The organism is Streptomyces sp. NPDC057271, from assembly GCF_042668715.1.
Lineage (GTDB): Bacteria > Actinomycetota > Actinomycetes > Streptomycetales > Streptomycetaceae > Streptomyces.
Genome location: NZ_JBHUYJ010000035.1, coordinates 1 through 20,027, shown reverse-complemented (window position 1 = coordinate 20,027; position 20,027 = coordinate 1). Strand labels below are relative to the sequence as shown.

At 70.9% G+C, this 20,027-nt stretch carries 21 protein-coding genes and 1 tRNA gene; 14 read left to right on the top strand and 8 right to left on the bottom strand.

What is annotated here, in order from left to right:
- Positions 1-10: 10 nt before the first annotated feature.
- The 5 genes from moaC to ACFUJR_RS18105 all read left to right on the top strand — a co-directional run bounded on the left by moaC (position 11) and on the right by ACFUJR_RS18105 (position 3,086).
- Positions 11-502, top strand: coding sequence for a cyclic pyranopterin monophosphate synthase MoaC (moaC, locus tag ACFUJR_RS18125; protein WP_383164309.1), 492 nt, complete (start codon positions 11-13; stop codon positions 500-502).
- A gap of 68 nt (positions 503-570) precedes the next feature.
- Complete coding sequence (locus tag ACFUJR_RS18120) at positions 571-1,098, top strand: molybdenum cofactor biosynthesis protein B (RefSeq protein ID WP_383164384.1); 528 nt, start codon at positions 571-573, stop codon at positions 1,096-1,098.
- On the top strand, positions 1,095-1,718 hold the full coding sequence (locus tag ACFUJR_RS18115; protein WP_383164312.1) for a GNAT family N-acetyltransferase: 624 nt from the start codon (positions 1,095-1,097) through the stop codon (positions 1,716-1,718). Before ACFUJR_RS18120 ends, ACFUJR_RS18115 begins: the two co-directional genes overlap by 4 nt.
- A gap of 142 nt (positions 1,719-1,860) precedes the next feature.
- Positions 1,861-2,916 (top strand): gephyrin-like molybdotransferase receptor GlpR, encoded by a 1,056-nt coding sequence (glpR, locus tag ACFUJR_RS18110; protein WP_383164315.1) that lies wholly within the window; start codon positions 1,861-1,863, stop codon positions 2,914-2,916.
- A 96-nt stretch (positions 2,917-3,012) separates the two neighbouring features.
- Positions 3,013-3,086, top strand: a tRNA-Ala gene (locus ACFUJR_RS18105).
- 233 nt (positions 3,087-3,319) lie between these two features.
- Here the strand turns inward: ACFUJR_RS18105 and ACFUJR_RS18100 are convergent.
- From ACFUJR_RS18100 to ACFUJR_RS18085, 4 genes are all read right to left on the bottom strand, one after another.
- Positions 3,320-4,048: a hypothetical protein gene (locus ACFUJR_RS18100; protein ID WP_383164395.1), complete on the bottom strand. Its 729-nt coding sequence runs from the start codon at positions 4,046-4,048 to the stop codon at positions 3,320-3,322.
- Positions 4,049-4,426: 378 nt separating this feature from the next.
- Complete coding sequence (locus ACFUJR_RS18095; RefSeq protein ID WP_383164317.1) at positions 4,427-4,690, bottom strand: hypothetical protein; 264 nt, start codon at positions 4,688-4,690, stop codon at positions 4,427-4,429.
- A 72-nt stretch (positions 4,691-4,762) separates the two neighbouring features.
- Positions 4,763-4,972 carry a hypothetical protein gene (locus ACFUJR_RS18090; protein ID WP_383164320.1) on the bottom strand — a complete coding sequence of 70 codons (210 nt, stop codon included), beginning with the start codon at positions 4,970-4,972 and terminating at the stop codon, positions 4,763-4,765.
- Positions 4,973-4,987: 15 nt separating this feature from the next.
- A complete protein-coding gene (locus ACFUJR_RS18085) occupies positions 4,988-5,440 on the bottom strand; it encodes an SRPBCC family protein (protein WP_383164323.1) in 453 nt (150 codons plus the stop codon).
- Positions 5,441-5,508: 68 nt separating this feature from the next.
- Here ACFUJR_RS18085 and ACFUJR_RS18080 point away from each other — a divergent pair, with 68 nt between their 5' ends.
- Positions 5,509-6,036, top strand: coding sequence for a MarR family winged helix-turn-helix transcriptional regulator (locus tag ACFUJR_RS18080; RefSeq protein ID WP_383164326.1), 528 nt, complete (start codon positions 5,509-5,511; stop codon positions 6,034-6,036).
- 503 nt (positions 6,037-6,539) lie between these two features.
- Here ACFUJR_RS18080 and ACFUJR_RS18075 read toward each other — a convergent pair.
- On the bottom strand, positions 6,540-7,445 hold the full coding sequence (locus ACFUJR_RS18075) for a trypsin-like serine peptidase (protein WP_383164329.1): 906 nt from the start codon (positions 7,443-7,445) through the stop codon (positions 6,540-6,542).
- Positions 7,446-7,543: 98 nt separating this feature from the next.
- Complete coding sequence (locus ACFUJR_RS18070) at positions 7,544-8,029, bottom strand: GNAT family N-acetyltransferase (RefSeq protein ID WP_383164332.1); 486 nt, start codon at positions 8,027-8,029, stop codon at positions 7,544-7,546.
- A 50-nt stretch (positions 8,030-8,079) separates the two neighbouring features.
- On the opposite strand from ACFUJR_RS18070, the gene ACFUJR_RS18065 reads away from it, so the two are divergent.
- On the top strand, positions 8,080-8,877 hold the full coding sequence (locus ACFUJR_RS18065) for an exodeoxyribonuclease III (RefSeq protein ID WP_383164335.1): 798 nt from the start codon (positions 8,080-8,082) through the stop codon (positions 8,875-8,877).
- Between the two features lie 121 nt (positions 8,878-8,998).
- On the opposite strand, the gene ACFUJR_RS18060 is transcribed toward ACFUJR_RS18065, so the two are convergent.
- Positions 8,999-9,619, bottom strand: coding sequence for a MerR family transcriptional regulator (locus tag ACFUJR_RS18060; RefSeq protein ID WP_383164387.1), 621 nt, complete (start codon positions 9,617-9,619; stop codon positions 8,999-9,001).
- Between the two features lie 191 nt (positions 9,620-9,810).
- On the opposite strand from ACFUJR_RS18060, the gene ACFUJR_RS18055 reads away from it, so the two are divergent.
- The 5 genes from ACFUJR_RS18055 (at position 9,811) to ACFUJR_RS18035 (ending at position 14,144) form a co-directional block, all read left to right on the top strand.
- Positions 9,811-11,349 (top strand): flavin-containing monooxygenase, encoded by a 1,539-nt coding sequence (locus ACFUJR_RS18055; RefSeq protein WP_383164338.1) that lies wholly within the window; start codon positions 9,811-9,813, stop codon positions 11,347-11,349.
- Complete coding sequence (locus tag ACFUJR_RS18050; RefSeq protein ID WP_383164341.1) at positions 11,346-12,314, top strand: alpha/beta fold hydrolase; 969 nt, start codon at positions 11,346-11,348, stop codon at positions 12,312-12,314. The genes ACFUJR_RS18055 and ACFUJR_RS18050 overlap by 4 nt, the downstream gene beginning before the upstream one ends.
- Positions 12,311-13,192, top strand: coding sequence for an SDR family oxidoreductase (locus tag ACFUJR_RS18045; RefSeq protein ID WP_383164344.1), 882 nt, complete (start codon positions 12,311-12,313; stop codon positions 13,190-13,192). The genes ACFUJR_RS18050 and ACFUJR_RS18045 overlap by 4 nt, the downstream gene beginning before the upstream one ends.
- A gap of 109 nt (positions 13,193-13,301) precedes the next feature.
- Positions 13,302-13,490: a hypothetical protein gene (locus ACFUJR_RS18040; protein ID WP_352188447.1), complete on the top strand. Its 189-nt coding sequence runs from the start codon at positions 13,302-13,304 to the stop codon at positions 13,488-13,490.
- Positions 13,491-13,586: 96 nt separating this feature from the next.
- Positions 13,587-14,144, top strand: coding sequence for a GNAT family N-acetyltransferase (locus ACFUJR_RS18035; protein ID WP_383164347.1), 558 nt, complete (start codon positions 13,587-13,589; stop codon positions 14,142-14,144).
- Here the strand turns inward: ACFUJR_RS18035 and ACFUJR_RS18030 are convergent.
- Positions 14,051-17,365, bottom strand: coding sequence for a S41 family peptidase (locus tag ACFUJR_RS18030; protein ID WP_383164350.1), 3,315 nt, complete (start codon positions 17,363-17,365; stop codon positions 14,051-14,053). The two genes, ACFUJR_RS18035 and ACFUJR_RS18030, sit on opposite strands and share 94 nt — an antisense overlap.
- 195 nt (positions 17,366-17,560) lie before the next feature.
- On the opposite strand from ACFUJR_RS18030, the gene ACFUJR_RS18025 reads away from it, so the two are divergent.
- Together ACFUJR_RS18025 and ACFUJR_RS18020 are read left to right on the top strand one after the other, a co-directional pair.
- Positions 17,561-18,133: a TetR/AcrR family transcriptional regulator gene (locus tag ACFUJR_RS18025; protein ID WP_383164353.1), complete on the top strand. Its 573-nt coding sequence runs from the start codon at positions 17,561-17,563 to the stop codon at positions 18,131-18,133.
- A 127-nt stretch (positions 18,134-18,260) separates the two neighbouring features.
- A partial coding sequence (locus ACFUJR_RS18020) for an MMPL family transporter (RefSeq protein WP_383450530.1) occupies positions 18,261-20,027 on the top strand: 1,767 nt, incomplete at its 3' end.

Sequence of the window (20,027 nt, the reverse complement as noted above, 5' to 3'; positions counted from 1 at the left end):
TGTCACGGCCATGAGCACGCAGCAAGGACTCACCCACATCGACGAGGCGGGGGCGGCCCGCATGGTCGACGTCTCCGCGAAGGACGTCACGGCGCGGACCGCGCGCGCCAGTGGCCGCGTCCTGGTCTCGCCGCGCGTGATCGAGCTGCTGCGGGGCGAGGGCGTACCGAAGGGCGACGCGCTCGCCACCGCCCGGATCGCCGGGATCATGGGGGCCAAGAGGACCCCGGACCTGATCCCGCTCTGCCACCCGCTGGCGGTCTCGGGCGTGAAGCTGGACCTCACGGTCGCGGACGACGCGGTGGAGATTCTGGCGACCGTGAAGACGACGGACCGCACGGGCGTCGAGATGGAGGCCCTGACTGCGGTCTCGGTGGCCGCGCTGACGGTGGTCGACATGATCAAGGCCGTCGACAAGGGCGCGGTCATCTCCGATGTGCGGGTGGAGGAGAAGACGGGCGGCAAGTCGGGCGACTGGAGCCGGGAAGGGGCCGGGTCGTGACCCGCGGCGGCCGGGTGACCGGGGTGCACGAGCACGGGGACCACGCTGCGGACGGCGGCACGGCCGAGGTGCCCGCCGCACTGGGCGACGATGTGGGCGGAGCTCTCCTCTCCCCCTACTCCGCCCTCGTCGTCACCGCCTCCAACCGGGCCGCGGCCGGGGTGTACGAGGACAAGGGCGGTCCGCTGATCGCCGAGGGTCTGTCCCGGATGGGCTTCGCGGTCGACGGCCCGCAGGTCGTGCCGGACGGCGCGCCCGTCGAGGCGGCGCTGAGGGCCGCGGTCGCGGCCGGGTACGACGTCGTCCTCACCACCGGCGGTACGGGCATCTCGCCCACCGACGCCACGCCCGAGGCCACCCGCCGGGTCCTCGACCACGAGATCCCCGGAATCCCCGAGGCGATCCGCGCCTACGGTCGGGAGAAGGTGCCCACGGCGGCGCTCTCCCGCGGACTCGCCGGGGTCGCGAGCGGGACGCTGATCGTGAACCTGCCGGGTTCCGCGGGCGGGGTCCGCGACGGCCTCGCCGTCCTGGAACCCCTCCTCGTGCACGCGGTCGACCAGTTGCGTGGCGGCGACCACCCGAGACCGTCATGATCCCGACCTGGCCCGTGGTCCTCGCCGACGGCGATGTCGTGCTGCGGCCCATAAAGATGCGCGACCAGCGGGTCTGGCGTGAGGTGAACCGGCGCAACCGGGACTGGCTGCGCCCCTGGGAGGCGACGATTCCGCCCCCGGCGCCCGGCGGTCCGGTCGCGCAGCGGCCGACGTACCGCCAGATGGTCCGCCATCTGCGGGGCGAGGCCAACGCGGGCCGGATGCTGCCGTTCGTGATCGAGTACCGCGGGCAGCTGGTGGGCCAGCTGACGGTGGCGGGCATCACCTGGGGTTCGATGTGCTCGGGCCACGTCGGGTACTGGGTGGACAGCGCGGTGGCGGGCCGGGGCGTGATGCCGACGGCGGTCGCGCTCGTGGTCGATCACTGCTTCCGTACGGTCGGGATGCACCGGATGGAGGTCTGCATTCGGCCGGAGAACGGCCCCTCGCGCCGGGTCGTGGAGAAATTGGGATTCCGGGAGGAGGGTCTGCGCCCGCGCTACCTCCACATCGACGGGGCGTGGAGGGACCATCTCGTCTTCGCCCTCACGGCGGAGGAAGTCCCCGACGGACTGCTGAACCGCTGGCACCAGGCACGTCCCGCCCATCCCGCCCAATGAAATAAATGTTCGAATTCAATCAGCAGTTGATCGCCAATCGATCTGAACAATCACAAAAAAGTTCAGTGATATCAGCCAGATCGTGCGACACACCGGGCCAATTGGCCGATGCCCGTAACGGAACCCCTCTACGGTGTGAGGCGTGAGCAGCAGCGGCCTCATCTACGCAGTCATCGTCGGGGCCTGGGCCGCCTACTTGGTGCCGATGTGGCTCCGCAGGCAGGACGAGCTCAACGAGGCCCGCCCGACGGAACGCTTCAGCACCGCCATCCGACTGCTGTCCGGACGGGCGGGAATGGAGCGCCGGTACGCCAGGGAGCTGAAGGACCGGGAACCCGACGTGGACCCGGACGTGGAGACCGAGCATCTGAGCTCGGTCGACGTCCGGGCCTTCTCCGCGCCCGCAGCCAGGACGGAAGCCCGCCTGGAGGTCCCGGAACCGGACCCCGAACCGGACCGCAAGCGCGAACCGGCCCCGGCGCGGCGCCCCTCGAAGGCGGCCGCCGAGCGCGCCCGCCGGGGCAAGGTCCTCGCCCGGCGCCGCCGGACGACGGTCGTCCTCTTCCTCGCCTTCAGCCTCGGCGCGGTCGTCGCCGCCGTCGGAGGCCTGGCGTTCCTGTGGGCGCCGGGCGTCCCCGCGGTGCTGCTGAGCACGTACATCGTGCATCTGCGGACCACGGAGCGCCGGCGCTTCGTGTACGTGATGGACCGCCGGCGCGCCGAGGCCGCGGCGGCGCGGCTGCGCGAGAGCCGCCCCCGCCGTCCGGCCGCGCCCGCCGAGCCGGAGGAGGAGCAGCCGGCCCGACCCGAACCCGAACCGGCTCCCAAGGTCTCCCCCCAGGAGGCCGGCCGCCGCGCGCTCGTCGAGCAGACGGACCACGCGGAGTGGGTGGACCAGCAGCGCGAGCGCGGCCCGGCCCGCGGCGACAGCTGGGAACCGGTCCCGGTCCCGCTGCCCACCTATGTCACCGCCCCGGTCGCCCCGCGCGCCACGAGCGGCATCGACATCACGGACCCGGAGACCTGGAGTTCGGCCCGCTCCTCCACGGCGGCCACGGAGCCGGCACCGCCCGTCGTCCCGGACCCGGCGCCGCGCCAGCGCACGTCACCGCCCCGCGGCGCCCGCCGCGACCACGGCCGCACCCCGCTCTTCGACCAGTACGCGGACGACGACCGCCCGCGCGCGGCCAACGAATGACCCCCGGCCGAGGGCTCCCCGGAGCCCTCGGCTGACCTGCGGGGGAACGGATTTCCTCGCACCCCGATCGGGATGCTAATGTTTCACACGTCGCAAGGGCCTGTGGCGCAGTCTGGTAGCGCACCTCGTTCGCATCGAGGGGGTCTGGGGTTCAAATCCCCACAGGTCCACAAGCGACTGTTCTTGAGTTAGCTCAGGAATGGTGACGAGATCCCGTCCGATCGAAAGATCGGACGGGATCTTCGTCGTTTCCAGGGTCGTTCGATGCCTGTTCGGGGTGGTGGATGGCGGCGTATCGGGTCTGGCGGGTTGTTGGGCGAGCGCTTGGCCGCTGCCAAGGCATGCGACCGGCCCCAGTTGCCCGGGGCTGGTGATGGTGCTGTGCGGCTGTGACGCTGCTCGATCAGAGGTTGGTCGGCGGATGCCGCCCCATGTCGAGTGGGGTGGGCGTGTACGCCAGGCCATGATCTGGGGCAGCTGGAACGGATTCGAAGTCGGCGTCGGAGAGTCGGCTGCCAGTGCGCTCGTAGAGCCAGGTTTCCAGGATGTCCAGGTTTCCGATTGTCACCATGATCGCGATGAGGATCGTCTGGGCCACCTGGCCGGGCGCTCGGCGGTGCATGGGGTTCCCGATGTTCATGTCGGCGCTCCTGAGACGACCGTTGAGCCCCTCGTTGTGGGAGCGGATCGGCTTGTAGATCCGGTCCCAGGCGGGGCTGAGGTAGTGACTGTCCTGTCGGAACTTTGCGATCTTCAGGTCTCCGGCCGCGTCGGCGGGGACGCTGATCGCGGAGGCCCCGCAGACGGCGGGCAGCGCCTCCTTGCCGGGAGGGTCCGTCCACTCTCTGTCAGGGAGCTGGATGGTCGGGCGAGCCGAGGCGTGGCTGGCGCGGGAGCGGAGATCCGCCAGTTTGATCACGGTCTGAGGCGGGCCCGAGGCGGTCGGTCGGGTAGGGCGGAGGCGTTCTCGGAGTTGACAGTTCACCGAAGGGGACGGTCCGGCCGCCGGGCATTGCAGGCGCACGGTTCCACGGGCGTCGGCGTTCTGCTTGAGCTTGAGGAAGTAGGGCAGTCGCTCGGCGACCAGTGGCTTCAGATCGTCGAGCCGTCGGCGGAAGGTCTTGTCGTCCATGCCGTGAGTTCCAAGGGATCACGGATAACTGGTGGCGCGGTACGGACTCCCTCATCGCCGTCTACCGAGGTGAAGCCGAATGCCTCGCAGCGCCGCAATGCCTCACGGCACACATCTACCGAGGTCTCGACGGCTGGGGTCTTCGCGGTGGATGACGCTCATTTGTCGGGGAACGATCACTCGCCCCACGGGAAGAGATCTTCAAAGCGCCAGGACGTGCCTGGTCAAACGTACCCGTGAACACCCGCGCTGGGTGCGGATGAGGGTGCCGTCGATCAGGACCAGCTCCCTGCCCTGCCTGGCGACCTTCTTCGAGGCGCGGTCCAGGCGCGTTCAAGGCGCGGTCCAGGCGCGGCGCCTGGGCGACAAGTAGTCCGATCAGCTCGTCCGCCAGCGGCGGACGGTGGACTCGGACACCTCGTTTCCGCCGGCCATGTCGGCCAGGCGCTGATCGTGGCGCAGCACAGCCAGCACGATCACCGCGATCTTCCCCGGTGGCAGGATCCGCCACCTGGACCGAATGACCTTCAGATGGCGCCTGAGCAGGTCGGCGAGGTGGTTGACGGTGCGCGTGGACAGCGGCAGACGGCACTGGTAGACAAGCGGGCAGGTGTCCTCGGCGAGCTCTGCGGTATTTGTCACACAATTCCAACGGCCGCCGGGGGCACCCCGGTTACGCCCGTTCCGAGCCGCTCCGAGTGGGGGTGCTCCTGGTCACAGACGGGTGGTGAACCGGCCGTCGGGCAGCTTCCGCAGCCAGCCGCGATCGACGAGTCTGACCAGCTTGCTGCGTAGCGGTTCCAGCTTCGCCCGCACGCCGACGTCCACCCCCGCCACCTCGCCGACCTCGCGGGCCATAAAAGGCAACTCGGAGCCCCCGCCGGAGACGCTGACACCGTTCTCAACTGTGGACGGTGCGATCACCGGTTCAGTGGGTGCTCAACGGTCCTTCCACGCCTGTTCCAGCGCCCGCTTGACCCGTCGGAGATCCCCACGTTCGGTGCGGGTGATCACGACGGCGAGCAGGGGACGCAGGAGGCGATCGCTCCCGGTCAGGGTCACCCGCTTGACGATGTCCACCCGGCACGAATCCACGCCCGTCGCGGTCACTGAGCGACTCCCCTCGGCGATCGCGCCCTCGACGACCCGCCACGCGAAAGAGTGCCCTTCGCGCACGTCTGAGACCTCGACCAGGCTCTCTACGACCCTGCCCAGCACGCGAAGGGTCTCCTCCACCTGGACCCCGTCCCGCACCGGGCCCGGCGGGCTCTGGTTCATCTTCTCCAAGCCGGAACGCCAGTCCAGGTCATTGCCGTAGACGCGGAGGAAGTCCCACACGAACTCCGCGGGAGCTTGCACGGCGGCCGAGGAGCGAACGGCGATGGGTTTCATCAGAGCACCTTCCAATGTAATTAACCAGTTGACTGTATGCCGGTTACAGATTGCAATACAATCGCGGCATGGTCAACAGATCTGAGATCCGACCCGACTTCGCCGACGTCGCCGTCGCCCACTGGGAGCGCGAGCGACCAGATCTCGACTTCACCGCAATGGCCACACTGGCGCGCTTCGCTCGCCTCCACATCGCCGGCAGCCACTACGTGGAAGCGGTCTTCGCCGCCTACGGCCTGGACCGTGGGGAGTTCGATGTTCTGGCCAGCCTTCGCCGCACGGGAGCGCCGCACGAGCTGCCACCTTCGCGACTCGCGGACATCCTCCTCATCACCCGTGCGGGGATGACCAAGCGCGTCGATCGTCTCGAGGCGCGCGGACTCGTCACCAGGCGTGCCGTCCCGGAGGATCGCCGCAGTCTCCGCATCGCCCTCACGCCCGAGGGGCTCGCACTCATCGACGCCGCCGTCGCCGACCACGCCGCGAACGAGAACCGCCTCCTCGGGCTGCTCACCGAGCACGAGGCGCACGCATTCGACGCCATCCTGCGAAAACTGCTGGCGGCCCTCGAAGAGCGCACCCCAGAGTCAACGTGATCGGTCCGCTACGGGAGCGACGGCGCAGGGCTTTGGGGCCCGCCCTCCTGCTCGGGCGTTTGCTGCAGTGCGCGTCCCGATGCGTCGCCTGCTGTGGGGGCTCATCCATGACAGCCTTGTGCGCCTGCTGGGCGGAGGCTCGCCCAGCTCTTTGCCGAGGTCGCGTCAGCGAAGCGAACTTCCCAGGGTCCGCTCCGGTCTTCGTCATGCGGCCCATCCCTGCTCCTGTGTCTGACACAGGAGCAGGGATGGCCGTCGACTGCGTGGGGAACGATCTCCGCCGGTGCGGGAAGGGATCTTGGTATGCCTCTGGAGCGCCTGGTCAGCGCCGCTCGTGAACACCCAGCAGGCGGCCGTTCTTGAGTCAGCTCAGGAATAGTGACGAGATCCCGTCCGATGGCAAGATCGGACGGGAAAAGGCCCGGCGGGCATCGGCGTCATGGCGCCCCTCGCGCACGAGGGCCCCGCCCGGGCGGGAGGTGCCGGGCGGGGCCTCTCAGGTGTCAGGACGCCTGGGCCCTGTCGTACAGGGCCTTCGCGTCGTTGCCGAAGTACGGGCCGAACATGCGGTTGGGCAGGAACGTGTAGCCGAAGCTGTTCACCGAGACCTGGAGGCCCGTGCCCGTCGCCTCGCTGAAGCCGGAGAACCACGGGCCGCCGCTGGAGCCGCCCGTCATGTTGCAGCCGAGGCTGTGGTCCTGGGAGAACAGGAAGTCCTTCGAGGAGTTGCCCGCGCAGTGGACGAGCTTCGAGCCGTCGTACGGGGACGCCGCCGGGAAGCCGAAGGCGTACATCGGCTTGTTGTAGCCACCGTTGAACTGGATGCCCTGGGCGCCGGTGACCGAGGTGAGGGTACGGCCGTTCAGCGGGGCCACGACCGCCGCGCCCACGTCGTAGTTGATGTCCTCGCTCGCCTCCCACTGCGGGGTGGTGAGCGTCTTCGTCGCCGTCCACTGGCCGTACGGCGCGTTGCCGTTGTCGTACGCCGGGACGAAGACCCAGTTCGTGTGCCACGCGCCCTGGTACTTCACGCAGTGGCCGGCTGTGATCACCGTGCTCTGGTTCTGGCTGGTGACGGCGTTGCCGGAGCAGGAGGCCGTGCGTCCCTGGAAGGTGAAGAAGACCCGGCCGGAGGTCTTCACGACCACGCCGCCGCCGGTCCAGGGGCCGCCCGGCTGCGGGAAGGCCGTGGGGGCGATCGTCGTGGGGGTGGCCGAGCCGGCGACCCGCTTGAGGGTCTTGAGCGCCCCGGGGGTGACCTCAAGATCCAGCGGGACCGCCGAGCGCATCCGCTCAGCGGTCCAGAAGGCGGGCTTCTCCGCGGCTTGCGCCGTGGTCGCGGTCAGTGCTCCGGTCAGCAGGGCTCCGACGGACAACAGGACCGCTGCGACTGTGCGATGGCGTCTCACGCATGTCTCCTTCTGCCGAGGCAGGTGGGGGATGAGAACGGTGCGGATCGACGTGCGTGGGCAGCGTGCCAGACGATGCGGAGAATGTCAGGGGCGCGTCAGGGAGTTTCGGTCAGCGGCTTCGTGAAGCAACGGCTGCTGTCGTAGTCCCGGTAGTAGCCGAACTTCGGGCACAGCTCGTAACCGCTGGAGGCGTACAGCGCCATCGCCTCGGGCTGCGCCGTTCCCGTCTCCAGGACCATCCGCGTCCGTCCGGCCGCCCGCGCGTCCTCCTCCAGGGCCGCCAGGATGCGGCGGGCGAGGCCCAGGCCGCGCGCCTCGGACGCCACGAACATGCGCTTGAGCTCGGCGTCGCCGTCCGCGTACCCCATGTCGTTCCTGTCCTGGGTGCGCCAGCCGCCGGACGCGACGGGGCGGTCCTCGGCGTCGTACGCGAGGAGGTAGAGGCCGCGCGGCGGTACGAACATCCCGGGGTCGAGCGGTGTGTCGTCGCCCTCGCCGTAGCGGGCGGCGTATTCCAGCTGGACGGCGGCGTCGAGCTTGGCCGCGTCGGGGTGGTCGTACGGTACGGGTCGTATAAGCATGTGAGGCATTGTATGTATATGCGGCCTGGTCGTGTCGGTATTCTCCCCGGATGCTCACTGTCACGACCGTCAATGTCAATGGACTCCGAGCCGCGGCCAAGAAGGGGTTCGTGGAGTGGCTCGCCGGCACCTCCGCCGACGCCGTCTGCCTGCAGGAGGTACGCGCCGAGGAGGGCCAGCTTCCGGCCGAGGTGCGGGCGCCCGGGGGCTGGTTCACCGCGCACGCGCCCGCCGCCGCCAAGGGGCGCGCCGGCGTCTCCCTCTACACCCGCCGCGAGCCCGACGCCGTGCGCGTCGGCTTCGGGTCGAGCGAGTTCGACGGCAGCGGTCGGTACATCGAGGCCGACCTCCCCGGCGTGACCGTCGCCAGCCTCTACCTCCCCTCCGGCGAGGTCGGCACCGAGCGGCAGGACGAGAAGATCCGCTTCATGGACGAGTTCCTGCCGTATCTGAAGGAGCTCAAGGAGCGCGCCGCCGCCGACGGCCGCGAGGTCGTCGTCTGCGGCGACTGGAACATCGCCCACCGCGAGGCCGACCTCAAGAACTGGAAGGCCAACCGGAAGAACGCCGGCTTCCTCCCCGAGGAGCGGGAGTGGCTGAGCCGCGTCTTCGACGAGGCCGGGTACGTCGACGTCGTCCGCGCGTTCCACCCCGACCAGGAGGGCCCGTACTCCTGGTGGTCCTACCGTGGACGCGCCTTCGACAACGACACCGGCTGGCGCATCGACTACCAGGTGGCCAGCCTGCGACTCGCCGGAAAGACCGTGAAGGCGTACGTCGAGCGGGCCGCCACGCACGCCGAGCGGTGGAGCGACCACGCGCCCGTCACGGCGGTCTACGAGCTGTAGACGCGGGCGGCGCGGACACGGCTCACGGGGACTGCCGGAGGCCGAGGCCGAGGCGGAGTCGGAGGCCGAGGCGGCTCGTGGCTGCCCGCGCCGTCACCTCATGAGGGTCTCCGCCGTCGCCTCAGGACGGTTCGCGCAGGCGGCGGTCCAGGGCCATCGAGAGCTCCGCCTCCACCACGCTCTTGGCGAGGGGGCGCAGCCGCTGGATGTCCTTCTCGTCCGCGTGGGCGCGCAGGAGTTCGGCGAAGAGTCCGGCCAGCGCGTCCGCGTGCTCGCGGACCGCCCGGCCGGCCTCCAGGACGGCGGCGAGCGGGACGCCCTCCTTGACCAGGGCGGCGGAGACGTCGAGCAGCCTGCGGCTGATGTGGACGAGGGCGTCGCCGTCGGTGGCGAGATAGCCGAGGTCGAGGGCGGTGAGCAGGTTCTCGGGGGTGACCTCGTCCGTGAAGTAGTCGGCCAGCTCCTGAGGGGTGAGCCGGATCGGCTCCTCCTCGGTCGGTTCGCCGAGGCCGAGGACCTCGCTGACGTCCTTGCCGCTCTCGAAGGCGGTGTTGAGGTCGGCGATGCCGTTGAGGGTGTGGCCGCGTTCGAGCAGAGCGCTGATCGTGCGGAGCTTGGCCAGGTGGTGGTCGTCGTACCAGGCGATGCGGCCCTCGCGGCGGGGTGGGGCGATCAGCCCGCGCTCGCGGTAGAAGCGCAGGGTGCGCACGGTGATGCCGGCCGCCGCCGCGAGTTCGTCCATGCGGTACTCGCGTACGCCCTTCACATCTTCCGATCGGTCTGCCACGCCCGCCAGCCTATGTTGTACCGCCGGTAACTTTCCCTCGTCCGCCCCCTACCGCTCGGTATGCCGCTGCTCTACAGTCCCGACTGTGCCAGTGATTGCTGGCGGAATCTTGGTCGTAGGCACGGGCCGGGCGCACAGGAGGCGGCATGGCGAAGCACGAGCACGTACGCGTGGTGGTGATCGGATCGGGGTTCGGTGGGCTCGGGGCGGCCGTCCGGCTGCGCCGTGAGGGGATCACCGACTTCGTCGTCCTGGAGCGGGCCGACTCCGTGGGCGGCACCTGGCGCGACAACAGCTATCCCGGCTGCGCCTGCGACGTCCCGTCCCACCTGTACTCCTTCTCCTTCGCGCCCAACCCCGACTGGCCCCGCACCTTCTCCGGGCAGCGCCACATCCGCGCCTACCTGGAGCACGTCACCGACACCTTCCGGCTCCGCCCGCACCTGCGGCTGAACCACGAGGTGACGGAGATGCGCTGGGACGCCGACGAGCTGCGCTGGGAGATCGAGACCGGCCGGGGCACCTTCACCGCGGACGTGATCGTCTCGGCGACCGGCCCGCTCTCGGACCCGAAGATCCCCGACATCCCGGGACTCGCCGACTTCCCCGGCAAGGTCTTCCACTCGGCGCAGTGGGACCACGACTACGACCTCACCGGCAAGCGCGTCGCCATGGTCGGCACCGGCGCCTCCGCCATCCAGATCGTGCCCGCGATCCAGCCCCGGGTCGGGAGGCTGACGCTCTTCCAGCGCACCCCGCCGTGGGTCATGCCCCGCATGGACCGTGCCATCACGGGCGCCGAGCGCTGGCTCCACCGCACGCTCCCCTTCACCGGGACCGCTCGCCGCGGGCTGCTCTGGGGGATCCGCGAGCTCCAGGTCAGCGCCTTCACCAAGCGCCCGGGCGAGCTGGGCCTCGTCGAGTCGCTCGCCAAGGCCAACATGGCCAAGTCGATCAAGGACCCGGCGCTGCGGGCCAAGCTGACCCCTTCGTACCGCATCGGCTGCAAGCGCATCCTGCTCTCCAACGCGTACTACCCGGCGCTCGCCCAGTCCAACGTGGACGTCGTCGCCTCGGGGCTGCGCGAGGTGCGCGGCTCGACCGTCGTCGCGGCCGACGGCAGCGAGACCGAGGTCGACGCGATCGTCTTCGGTACGGGATTCCACGTCACCGACATGCCGATCGCCGACCGCGTCGTCGGCGCGGACGGCGTCCGGCTCTCCGAGGCGTGGAAGGGCGGGGTGCAGTCGCTGCGCGGCGCGACCGTCGACGGCTTCCCCAACTGGATGACGATCATCGGGCCCAACACGGGCCTGGGGAACTCCTCCATGATCCTGATGATCGAGTCCCAGCTGAACTACATGGCCGACTATCTGCGCCAGCTCGACGTCCTCGGAGGGCGCGCCGCCCTCGCCGCCCGGCCGTCCGCCGTCAGCGCCTGGAACCGCAAGGTGCAGGACCGGATGGAGCGGACCGTGTGGAAGTCGGGCGGCTGCGACAGCTGGTATCTGGACGCCGACGGCCGCAACACGACGCTCTGGCCGGGCACGACGGGTGAGTTCCGGCGCGAGACGCGGCGGGTGGACCTCGCGGAGTACGAGGTGCTGAGGCCGGCGGTCGCGGAGAAGGCTCCGGCGGGGCGCCGTGGCGCGTCCGCGTCCCGGAAGAAGGAGACGGTGAAGTGAGCCGGCTCTTCGGATCCCGTACGGGATCGCTGCCGCATCCGCGCGAGGTCGTCGCCGTCTCGGCCGACGGCGCCCGCGTCCACGTCGAGGTGTACGGCCCCGAGGGCGCCCCGGCCGTCGTCCTGGCCCACGGCTGGACCTGCTCGATCGCCTTCTGGGCCGAGCAGATCCGGGACCTCGCCCGGGACCACAGGGTCATCGCCTACGACCAGCGCGGCCACGGCCGCACCCCTGCCCCGGCCGACCCGTCCGGCTACTCGACGCGGGCGCTCGCCGACGACCTGGAGGCTGTGCTCGGCGCGACCCTCCGCCCCGGCGAGCGGGCGGTCCTCGCCGGGCACTCCATGGGCGGAATGACACTGATGGCGGCCGCCCCGCGCCCCGCCTTCCGGCAGCACGCGGCGGCGGCCCTGCTCTGCTCAACCGGGCCGTCCCGGCTCGTTGCCGAGTCCCTCGTCGTCCCGCTGCGGGCCGGCGGACTGCGGACCCGGCTGACCGGGGCGATCCTGGGAGCGAGGGCGCCCCTCGGGCCGGTCACTCCGGTCTCCCGGAGGATCCTCGCGTACGCGACGATGGGCCCGGGTTCCGCGCCCGATCGGGTCGAGACCTGCGCACGGATCGTGCACGCCTGCCCGCGCCGCCCGCGGGTGGCCTGGTCGCGGGTCCTCGCCGAACTCGATCTCGACGCGGACGTAAGGAAGTTGGAGCTGCCCGTGGCCGTGATCGTCGGCACGGCCGACCGGCTCACGCCGCCCGTGCACTCCCGTGCCCTGGCCGCCGCGCTGCCGAGGTGCGTGGGGCTCGACGAACTGGCCGGGACGGGCCACATGACACCGGTGGAGGCGCCGGAGGTCGTGACGGCACGGATCAGGGAACTCGTCACCACTTACGTACAGGAACAGTGGCAGGAGCAGGTTCAGGTCCCGCTGCAGGCGCACGGGGACCAGAAGGAGGGTGCGGCATGAGCAGGGTCAGTCTGGAGGGCCAGGTCGCCGTCGTGACCGGAGCGGCCCGGGGTGTCGGCGAACTCCTCGCCCGCAAGCTCTCCGCGCGCGGTGCGAGGCTCGCGCTGGTCGGTCTGGAGCCGGAGGAGCTGAAGCAGGTCGCCGGCCGGCTGCACACCGAGGCCGACTGGTGGCACGCGGACGTCACCGACCACGAGGCGATGGCCACGGTGGCGGCGGAGGTCAAGGAGCGCTTCGGCAAGGTCGACATCGTGGTCGCCAACGCGGGGGTCGCGGCGGGTGGCCCGTTCCTGGACTCCGACCCCGTCGCCTGGCGGCGGGTCATCGAGGTCAACCTCATCGGCGGGGCGGTGACCGGGCGGGCGTTCCTGCCCGTACTGATGGAGTCGCGCGGCTACTTCCTGCAGATCGCCTCCCTCGCGGCGATCACCCCGGCGCCGATGATGACGGCGTACTGCGCCTCCAAGTCGGGTGTCGAGGCCTTCGCCCACAGCCTGCGCGCCGAGGTCGGATACAAGGGAGTGAAGGTCGGCGTCGGCTACCTCTCCTGGACCGACACGGACATGGTGCGGGGCGCGGACCAGGACGACGTGATGAAGGAGCTGCGGCAGCGGCTGCCGTGGCCGTCCAACCGCACGTACCCCCTCGGCCCGGCCGTGGACCGGATCGTGGCGGGCATCGAACGGCGCTCGGCGCATGTGTACGCCCAGTGGTGGCTGCGCGGGATGCAGTCCACGCGCGGCTACCTGCCCGGGATCATCGCCACGGTCGGGCAGCGCGAGATGAAGCGCTTCGAACCGCGCCTGGCCGGGGTCTCCAAGGGCCTCGTCGGGGCGGGCGGCGCGGCGGACGAACAGGCCCGCTCCAGGCGGATGTGACGGTCCGTAACTGATCGAAATGCGCGGAATGTTCCGTCATGTCACGCTGGTCGAGGCCCAAGGGGCGAGCCGCCCCGTTCCCCTCACACCCTTCTAGGAGTGAACCTTCATGGGCATGCGAGACCAGTACGAGGACAAGGCGAAGCAGGCCGCCGAGCAGGCGAAGCAGAAGATGGGCAGGGCGAGGGACGAAGCGTCCGAGCGCGCCTCCCGGGCCAAGGGCCGCCCCTCCGAGGAGGAGCAGCGCCGGTCCCAGCAGGAGGGCCAGGACCGCCTCGACATGGACTACGACGCCTGACGTCTGTCCTCCGAAGGCGCACCCGGGACGCCGGGTGCGCCTTTCGTGTTCCCTTGTTCCGGGCCGCCGCGCGGACCTTCCCCGTACGGTGATCCCATGCCCGATCTGCAGCTGCTCCGAGCCGACCACGCGCCCGCGCTCCTCGCGTTCGAGCGGGAGAACCGCGCGTACTTCGCCGCGCACGTGCCCGACCGCGGCGACGCGTACTTCGAGGAGTTCGCCTCGCGCCACCAGGCGCTCCTGGACGAGCAGGGGACCGGGGGGATCCTCTTCCATGTGCTCGTCGGGGACGGCGGCGAGATCCTCGGACGGTTCAACCTTCTCGACGTGGCCGACGGCGGCGCCGAACTCGGCTACCGGGTGGCCGAGAAGGCGACCGGGCGCGGGCTCGCCACCCGTGGCGTACGGGAGGTGTGCCGACTGGCCGCCGAGGAGTACGGGCTGCGGCGGCTGACCGCCACGGCCGCGCTCGACAACGTGCCGTCCCGGGCGGTGCTCGCCCGGGTCGGGTTCGGTGCCGTGGGCGGTGTGACGCTCGACGGCGGCCTGCGGGGCATCGCCTACGAGCTGGATCTGGGCGCGCTGGTCCCGTCCCCTTCCCCGGAGCCCCTCGGCGGGAGCTTCGGGCGGGAGCGGTCCGGAACGTCGTCGTAGCCGGGCGGGCTCGCCGCCGGGGTCTCCGCCAGCAGCGAGAGCGCCACCTCGACCGCGTCGTCCAACTGGGCGTGCCGGCCCTCGGCCCAGTCCAGCGGGGTCCGCAGGATCGCCAGGTCCGGGGTCACGCCCTGGTTCTCGACCGACCAGCCGTACTCGGGGAACCAGGCCGCGTTCATCGGCACCGTGATCTGTGTGCCGTCGCCCAGCCGGTGCCGGCCCGTCATGCCGACCACCCCGCCCCACGTCCGCTGACCGATCACCGGCCCCAGTCCGAGCAGCTTGAACGCGGCCGTGATCATGTCGCCGTCCGAGGACGTCGCCTCGTCCGCGAGCGCGACGACCGGACCGCGCGGGGCGTTGGAGGAGTACGACACCGGCTGGGCGTTGCGTGTCAGGTCCCAGCCCAGGATCTTGCGGGTGAGCTTCTCCACGACGAGTTCGCTGATGTGGCCGCCCGCGTTGCCGCGCACGTCCACGATCAGGGCGGGCCGTGAGACCTCCATCCGCAGGTCGCGGTTGAACTGCGCCCAGCCCGAGCCGCCCATGTCGGGGATGTGCAGGTAGCCGCACCTGCCGCCGCTGACCTCCCGTACCACCGCGCGCCGCTTGGCCACCCAGTCCTGGTAGCGCAGCGGGCGGTCGTCGATCAGCGGCACGATCGCCACGCGGCGTGCGCGCCCCTCGCCCTCGGCCGGCCGGAAGGTCAGTTCGACGGTCGTACCGCCCGAGGAGGACAGCAGGGGATACGGTCCCGTCACCGGGTCCACCGGACGGCCGTCCACATGGGTGAGGACCGCGCCCTCCCGGATCCCCGTGCCCGCCAGGGGCGACCGGGCCTTGGAGTCCGACGAGTCGCCCGGCAGGATCCGCTTGACCATCCAGCCCCCGTCCCTGGGAACGAGGTTGGCGCCGAGCAGGCCCATCGGGCGCTGGTAGTGCGGCGGTCCCTCGTTGCGGCGCGCGGGCGTCACGTACGCGTGCGAGGTGCCCAGCTCGCCCATCACCTCGCGCAGCAGATCGGCGAAGTCGTCGGGGGAGGCGACCCGTTCGACCAGCGGACGGTACTGGTCGAGGACGGCCGGCCAGTCCACGCCGCACATGTCCGGATCCCAGAAGTAGGCCTGGACGATCCGGCCCGCCTCGTCGTAGGCGCCGCGCCACTCGGCCTCCGGGTCGACCTCGTGCAGGATCCGCCGCAGGTCGATGTAGACGGTCGAGTCGCCGTCCCCGGGCTCCGTCGCCGGCACCGCCCGCAGCTCGCCCTCGTCGACCACGACGAGCCGTGAGTCGTCGCCGCTGACCGCGAACCAGTCCAGGTGCTGCACCAGTTCGGTCTTACGGGCCTTGGTGATGTTGAAGTACTCCAGCGTGGGCCGGCCCGTCGTGTCGGCCGGGTTGGCGAAGGTCTCGCCGAGCGCGCCCGAGATCGGCCAGCGCAGCCAGACAAGACCGCCGCCGCTGACCGGGTGCATCGCCGAGTACTTGGACGCGGAGACCGGGAAGGGCGTGACCCGGTCCGCGAGCCCCTCCACCTCCACGATCGTGGTGCCCTCCCCGCCCGCGGCCTCGGCCTCCGTCTCGGCCGGGTCGAGCCCGCCCGCCGCAGGCCGGCCGTCCGGCAGCAGCGCGAAGGGGGAGGGCGTGGCGGACGAGAGCGGTACGAGATAGGGGCGGCAGCCCAGCGGGAAGGAGAGGTCGCCGGTGTGCACGTCGTACACCGGGTCGAAGCCCCGCCAGGAGAGGAAGGCGAGATAGCGGCCGTCACGGGTGAAGACCGGATTCTCGTCCTCGAACCGGCCGTTGGTGACGTCGACGACCGTCCGGGGGCCCGGGCCGGCGATCCTGGCCATCTTGATCTGCCGCAGCGAACGGCCGATCCCCGGGTGCGCCCAGGTCAGCCAGGACCCGTCGGGCGAGAAGGCGAGATCGCGCACCGGTCCGTTGATCGAGCGGATCAGCTCGGTGACGTCGCCGGTGGACTCCTCGGTCGTGTCGAGGAGCAGCAGTCGGCCGTCGTGGGAGGCGATGGCGAGGCGCTCGCCCTCCGGGTCGGAGATCATCTCCTCGACCCGGCCCAGCTCGCCCGTGGCCAGCCGGCGCGGCTCCCGTTCCCCGCTCGCGCGCGGCAGGTACGCGATCTCGACGGCGTCCTCGCCCTCGGCGTCGGTGACGTACGCGACCTGCCCGCTGCTGCCCAGCATCTCCGGCAGCCGGACCCGTACGCCCGGGGTGTCCGTGATCGTGCGGGCGGGGCCGTCGCGGTGGGTGAGCCAGTACAGGCTGCCGCGCACCGAGACCGCGCTCGCCCGCCCCGTCTCGTCGACCGAGAGGGCGTCCACGTGGTTGGCGGCGGGGACCTGGTAGTGCCGTCGGCCGGCGCGCGGGCCGCCGAGCCGTACCTCCAGCCTGCGCGGGGCGGAGTCGGGGACGGTCACGTCGTCGACGATCCACAGGTCGCCCGCGCACTGGTAGACCACCCGCCGCCCGTCGCTGGAGGCGTGCCGGGCGTAGAAGGCGTCGTGGTCGGTGTGGCGGCGCAGATCGGTGCCGTCGGGCAGGCAGGAGTAGAGGTTGCCGACGCCCTCGTGGTCGGAGAGGAACGCGATCCGGCCGGCCACGAACATGGGTGCGTCGAGGTGGCCGCCGATGTCCGGCAGCAGTCGCTCGCCGTGCAGCCAGAGCCGGCCGGTGGCCCCGCCGCGGTAGCGCTTCCAGGAGGCCGGCTCGTGCGGCGGCTTTCCGGTGAGGAGGAGCGTGCGGCGCTCGCCGTCGAGGTCGGCCACGGCGATGTCGGAGACCGGGCCCCAGGGCATCCGGCCGCCGGGGGAGCCGTCTGTGGGGACGGTGTAGGCCCAGGAGAAGTACGAGAAGGGCTGGCCGTGCGAGGAGACGGCGAGGATGTCGCCCTCCGGGGACCAGGAGCAGACCCGGGTGTCGGTCGAGCCCCAGTAGGTGAGCCGTCGCGAGGGGCCGCCCTCGACCGGCGCGAGGTGGATCTCGGGGTCGAGGCTGCGCCAGGTCGTGTAGGCGATGTGGCGGCCGTCGGGCGAGAAGCGGGGGTGGCCGACCCGGGTCCGGTCGACGGTGACCCGCCAGGCCCGGCCGGGGTGGTGGCCGTCGGGCACGAGGGGTGCGACCCAGAGGTCGTCCTCGGCCGCGAAGCACAGCAGGTCGTCGTGGAGGTGCGGGTAGCGGAGATACGCGGCGTCGTCACTCACCCCCCAATGCTTTCCACCCTGATGGGGTGCGGCAACTCGTACGGGCTTTCGCCCCTCGGCCGGTCCGTTGCGGGCAGGCGGCGCGGCGGGGCTCGCGCGCTGTGGCCCACGACACGTACGAAACGGTTTCGTTTCGCTGGGGGCCGGGGTACCTTCTTGGTGTACGAAACGGTTTCGTTCGGATGGAGATCGGTCATGGCAGGCAGCAGGCTCACCCCTGAGCGTGAGTCCGAGCTGTACGGAGCCGTGCTCGACCTCCTGCGCGAGGTCGGCTACGACGCCCTCACCATGGACGCCGTCGCCGCGCGCACCCGCTCCAGCAAGGCCACCCTCTACCGCCAGTGGGGGAGCAAGCCCGAGCTGGTCGCCACGGCGCTGCGCGACAACAAGCCCATCAAGCTCGCCGAGATCGACACGGGCACCCTGCGTGGCGACTTCCAGGCGATCATGGAGCTGACCGACGACTGCCAGATGGAGAAGGACACCGCCCTCATGCGGGGTCTCGCCCAGGCGGTCCACGCCAACCCCGACCTGCACCAGGCGCTGCGCGAACTGCTCATCGAACCCGAGATGAGCAACCTGCGCGACACCCTGGAACGAGCGGTGGAGCGCGGCGAGATCAGCGCCGACAACCCGGCACTGAAGTTCGTCCCGCACATGATCATCGGGGCGTTCGTCGCCCGTCCGCTGATCGAGGACCAGCCGATCGACCACGCCTTCATCACCGACTACGTCAACGCCGTCGTGCTCCCCTCACTCGGCGTCTGACCGGCACCGGCTCCCCGGCCGGTACCACCGACACGTCCCACCCGCACCCCCTGACGCTGCGCACCGCTCACGCCGTCGGGCCGGCTCCCCATGCCCTGTCCCACCACGAAAATGGGAGTAAGCCCCCGTGGCCACGTTCCTCTACAAGCTGGGTCGCTCCGCCTTCCGGCGCCGACGGCTCGTCGCCCTGCTCTGGGTGGCGCTGCTCGCGCTCGCCGGAGTCGGCGCGGCCACCGCGCCCGCCGCGACCTCCAGCTCCTTCTCGATTCCCGGTACGGAGGCCCAGAAGGCCTTCGACCTCCTTGAGCAGCGCTTCCCCGGCGGCAACGCCGACGGGGCCACCGCCCGCGTCGTCTTCAAGGCCCCCGAGGGCCAGAAGATGACCGACGCGGCCAACAAGGCCAAGGTCCAGGACGTCGTCGACGAGCTGAAGGCCGGCTCCGACGAGGTAGCCTCCGTCGTCGACCCGTACACCGCCCAGGCGGTCTCGAAGGACGGCTCGACCGCCTACGTCTCCGTCAGCTACAAGGTCTCCGGCATGGAGCTGAGCGACGCGACGCGCGAGGCGCTGCAGAAGACCGGGCACGACGCGCAGGGGAAGGGGCTGACCGTCGAGATCGGCGGTGACGCCCTCCAGACCATGCCGGAGACCGGCGCGAGCGAGATCGTCGGCGTGGTCATCGCCGGCATCGTGCTCGTCATCACCTTCGGTTCGCTGGTCGCCGCGGGGCTGCCGCTGCTCACCGCGATCATCGGCGTCGGCATCGGCGTCTCCTCGATCACGGCGCTCGCGAACGTCCTCGACCTCGGTTCCACCACCTCGACCCTCGCGATGATGATCGGCCTCGCGGTCGGCATCGACTACGCCCTCTTCATCGTCTCCCGCTACCGCGCGGAGCTCGCGGAGGGCCGGGAGCGCGAGGACGCCGCGGGCCGCGCCGTCGGCACGGCCGGTTCGGCCGTCGTCTTCGCCGGTCTCACCGTGGTGATCGCCCTGGTCGGCCTCGCCGTCGTCAACATCCCGATGCTGACGAAGATGGGCTTCGCCGCGGCCGGCACGGTCGTGATCGCGGTCCTGATCGCGCTCACCCTGGTCCCGGCGCTGCTCGGCTTCGCCGGTGCCAAGGTCGTGGGCCGCAAGGAGCGCAAGGGGCTGAAGAAGGCCGACGACAAGCCCAACATGGGCACCCGCTGGGCCCGGTTCGTCATCCGCCGCCCGGTCATGGTCCTGCTCGTCGGCGTCCTCGGCCTCGGCGCGATCGCCGTGCCGGCCGCCTCCCTGGAGATGGGCCTGCCGGACGACGGCGCGAAGCCGGCCTCCGCCACCGAGCGGCGGGCGTACGACCTGCTGTCGGACGGGTTCGGCCCCGGGTTCAACGGCCCGCTGATGGTCGTCGTCGACGGGGACAAGGCCGCGGCCGAGTCCACCGTGAAGGAGATCGAGGGCCTGAACGGGGTCGTGGCGGTAACGAAGCCGACGCCGAACAAGGCCGGCGACACGGCGATGATCACCGTCATCCCGAAGGACCGCCCCTCCTCGGTCGCGACCGAGACCCTGGTCCACGACATCCGGGACGCGACCGGCGACAACGTCCTCGTCACCGGCGCCACCGCGATGAACGTCGACTTCTCGCAGAAGATGAACGACGCGCTCGTGCCCTACCTGGCACTGGTCGTCGGACTCGCCTTCCTGCTCCTCATGGTGGTCTTCCGCTCGGTCCTCGTTCCGCTGAAGGCGGCCCTCGGCTTCCTGCTCTCGGTGGTCGCCGCCCTCGGCGCGGTCGTCGCGGTCTTCCAATGGGGCTGGCTCGGCTCCCTGCTCGGTGTCACCGAGCCAGGGCCGGTGATGTCCATGATGCCGATCTTCATGGTCGGGGTGGTGTTCGGCCTGGCC

Bases quoted from the DNA above. Each gene is read 5' to 3' on its own strand.
- moaC (WP_383164309.1), top strand. From the start codon at position 11: ATGAGCACGCAGCAAGGACTCACCCACATCGACGAGGCGGGGGCGGCC.
- ACFUJR_RS18115 (WP_383164312.1), top strand. From the start codon at position 1,095: ATGATCCCGACCTGGCCCGTGGTCCTCGCCGACGGCGATGTCGTGCTG.
- ACFUJR_RS18100 (WP_383164395.1), bottom strand. From the start codon at position 4,048: ATGGACGACAAGACCTTCCGCCGACGGCTCGACGATCTGAAGCCACTG.
- ACFUJR_RS18085 (WP_383164323.1), bottom strand. From the start codon at position 5,440: ATGAAACCCATCGCCGTTCGCTCCTCGGCCGCCGTGCAAGCTCCCGCG.
- ACFUJR_RS18080 (WP_383164326.1), top strand. From the start codon at position 5,509: ATGGTCAACAGATCTGAGATCCGACCCGACTTCGCCGACGTCGCCGTC.
- ACFUJR_RS18070 (WP_383164332.1), bottom strand. From the start codon at position 8,029: ATGCTTATACGACCCGTACCGTACGACCACCCCGACGCGGCCAAGCTC.
- ACFUJR_RS18065 (WP_383164335.1), top strand. From the start codon at position 8,080: ATGCTCACTGTCACGACCGTCAATGTCAATGGACTCCGAGCCGCGGCC.
- ACFUJR_RS18060 (WP_383164387.1), bottom strand. From the start codon at position 9,619: ATGGACGAACTCGCGGCGGCGGCCGGCATCACCGTGCGCACCCTGCGC.
- ACFUJR_RS18055 (WP_383164338.1), top strand. From the start codon at position 9,811: ATGGCGAAGCACGAGCACGTACGCGTGGTGGTGATCGGATCGGGGTTC.
- ACFUJR_RS18045 (WP_383164344.1), top strand. From the start codon at position 12,311: ATGAGCAGGGTCAGTCTGGAGGGCCAGGTCGCCGTCGTGACCGGAGCG.
- ACFUJR_RS18040 (WP_352188447.1), top strand. From the start codon at position 13,302: ATGGGCATGCGAGACCAGTACGAGGACAAGGCGAAGCAGGCCGCCGAG.
- ACFUJR_RS18035 (WP_383164347.1), top strand. From the start codon at position 13,587: ATGCCCGATCTGCAGCTGCTCCGAGCCGACCACGCGCCCGCGCTCCTC.
- ACFUJR_RS18025 (WP_383164353.1), top strand. From the start codon at position 17,561: ATGGCAGGCAGCAGGCTCACCCCTGAGCGTGAGTCCGAGCTGTACGGA.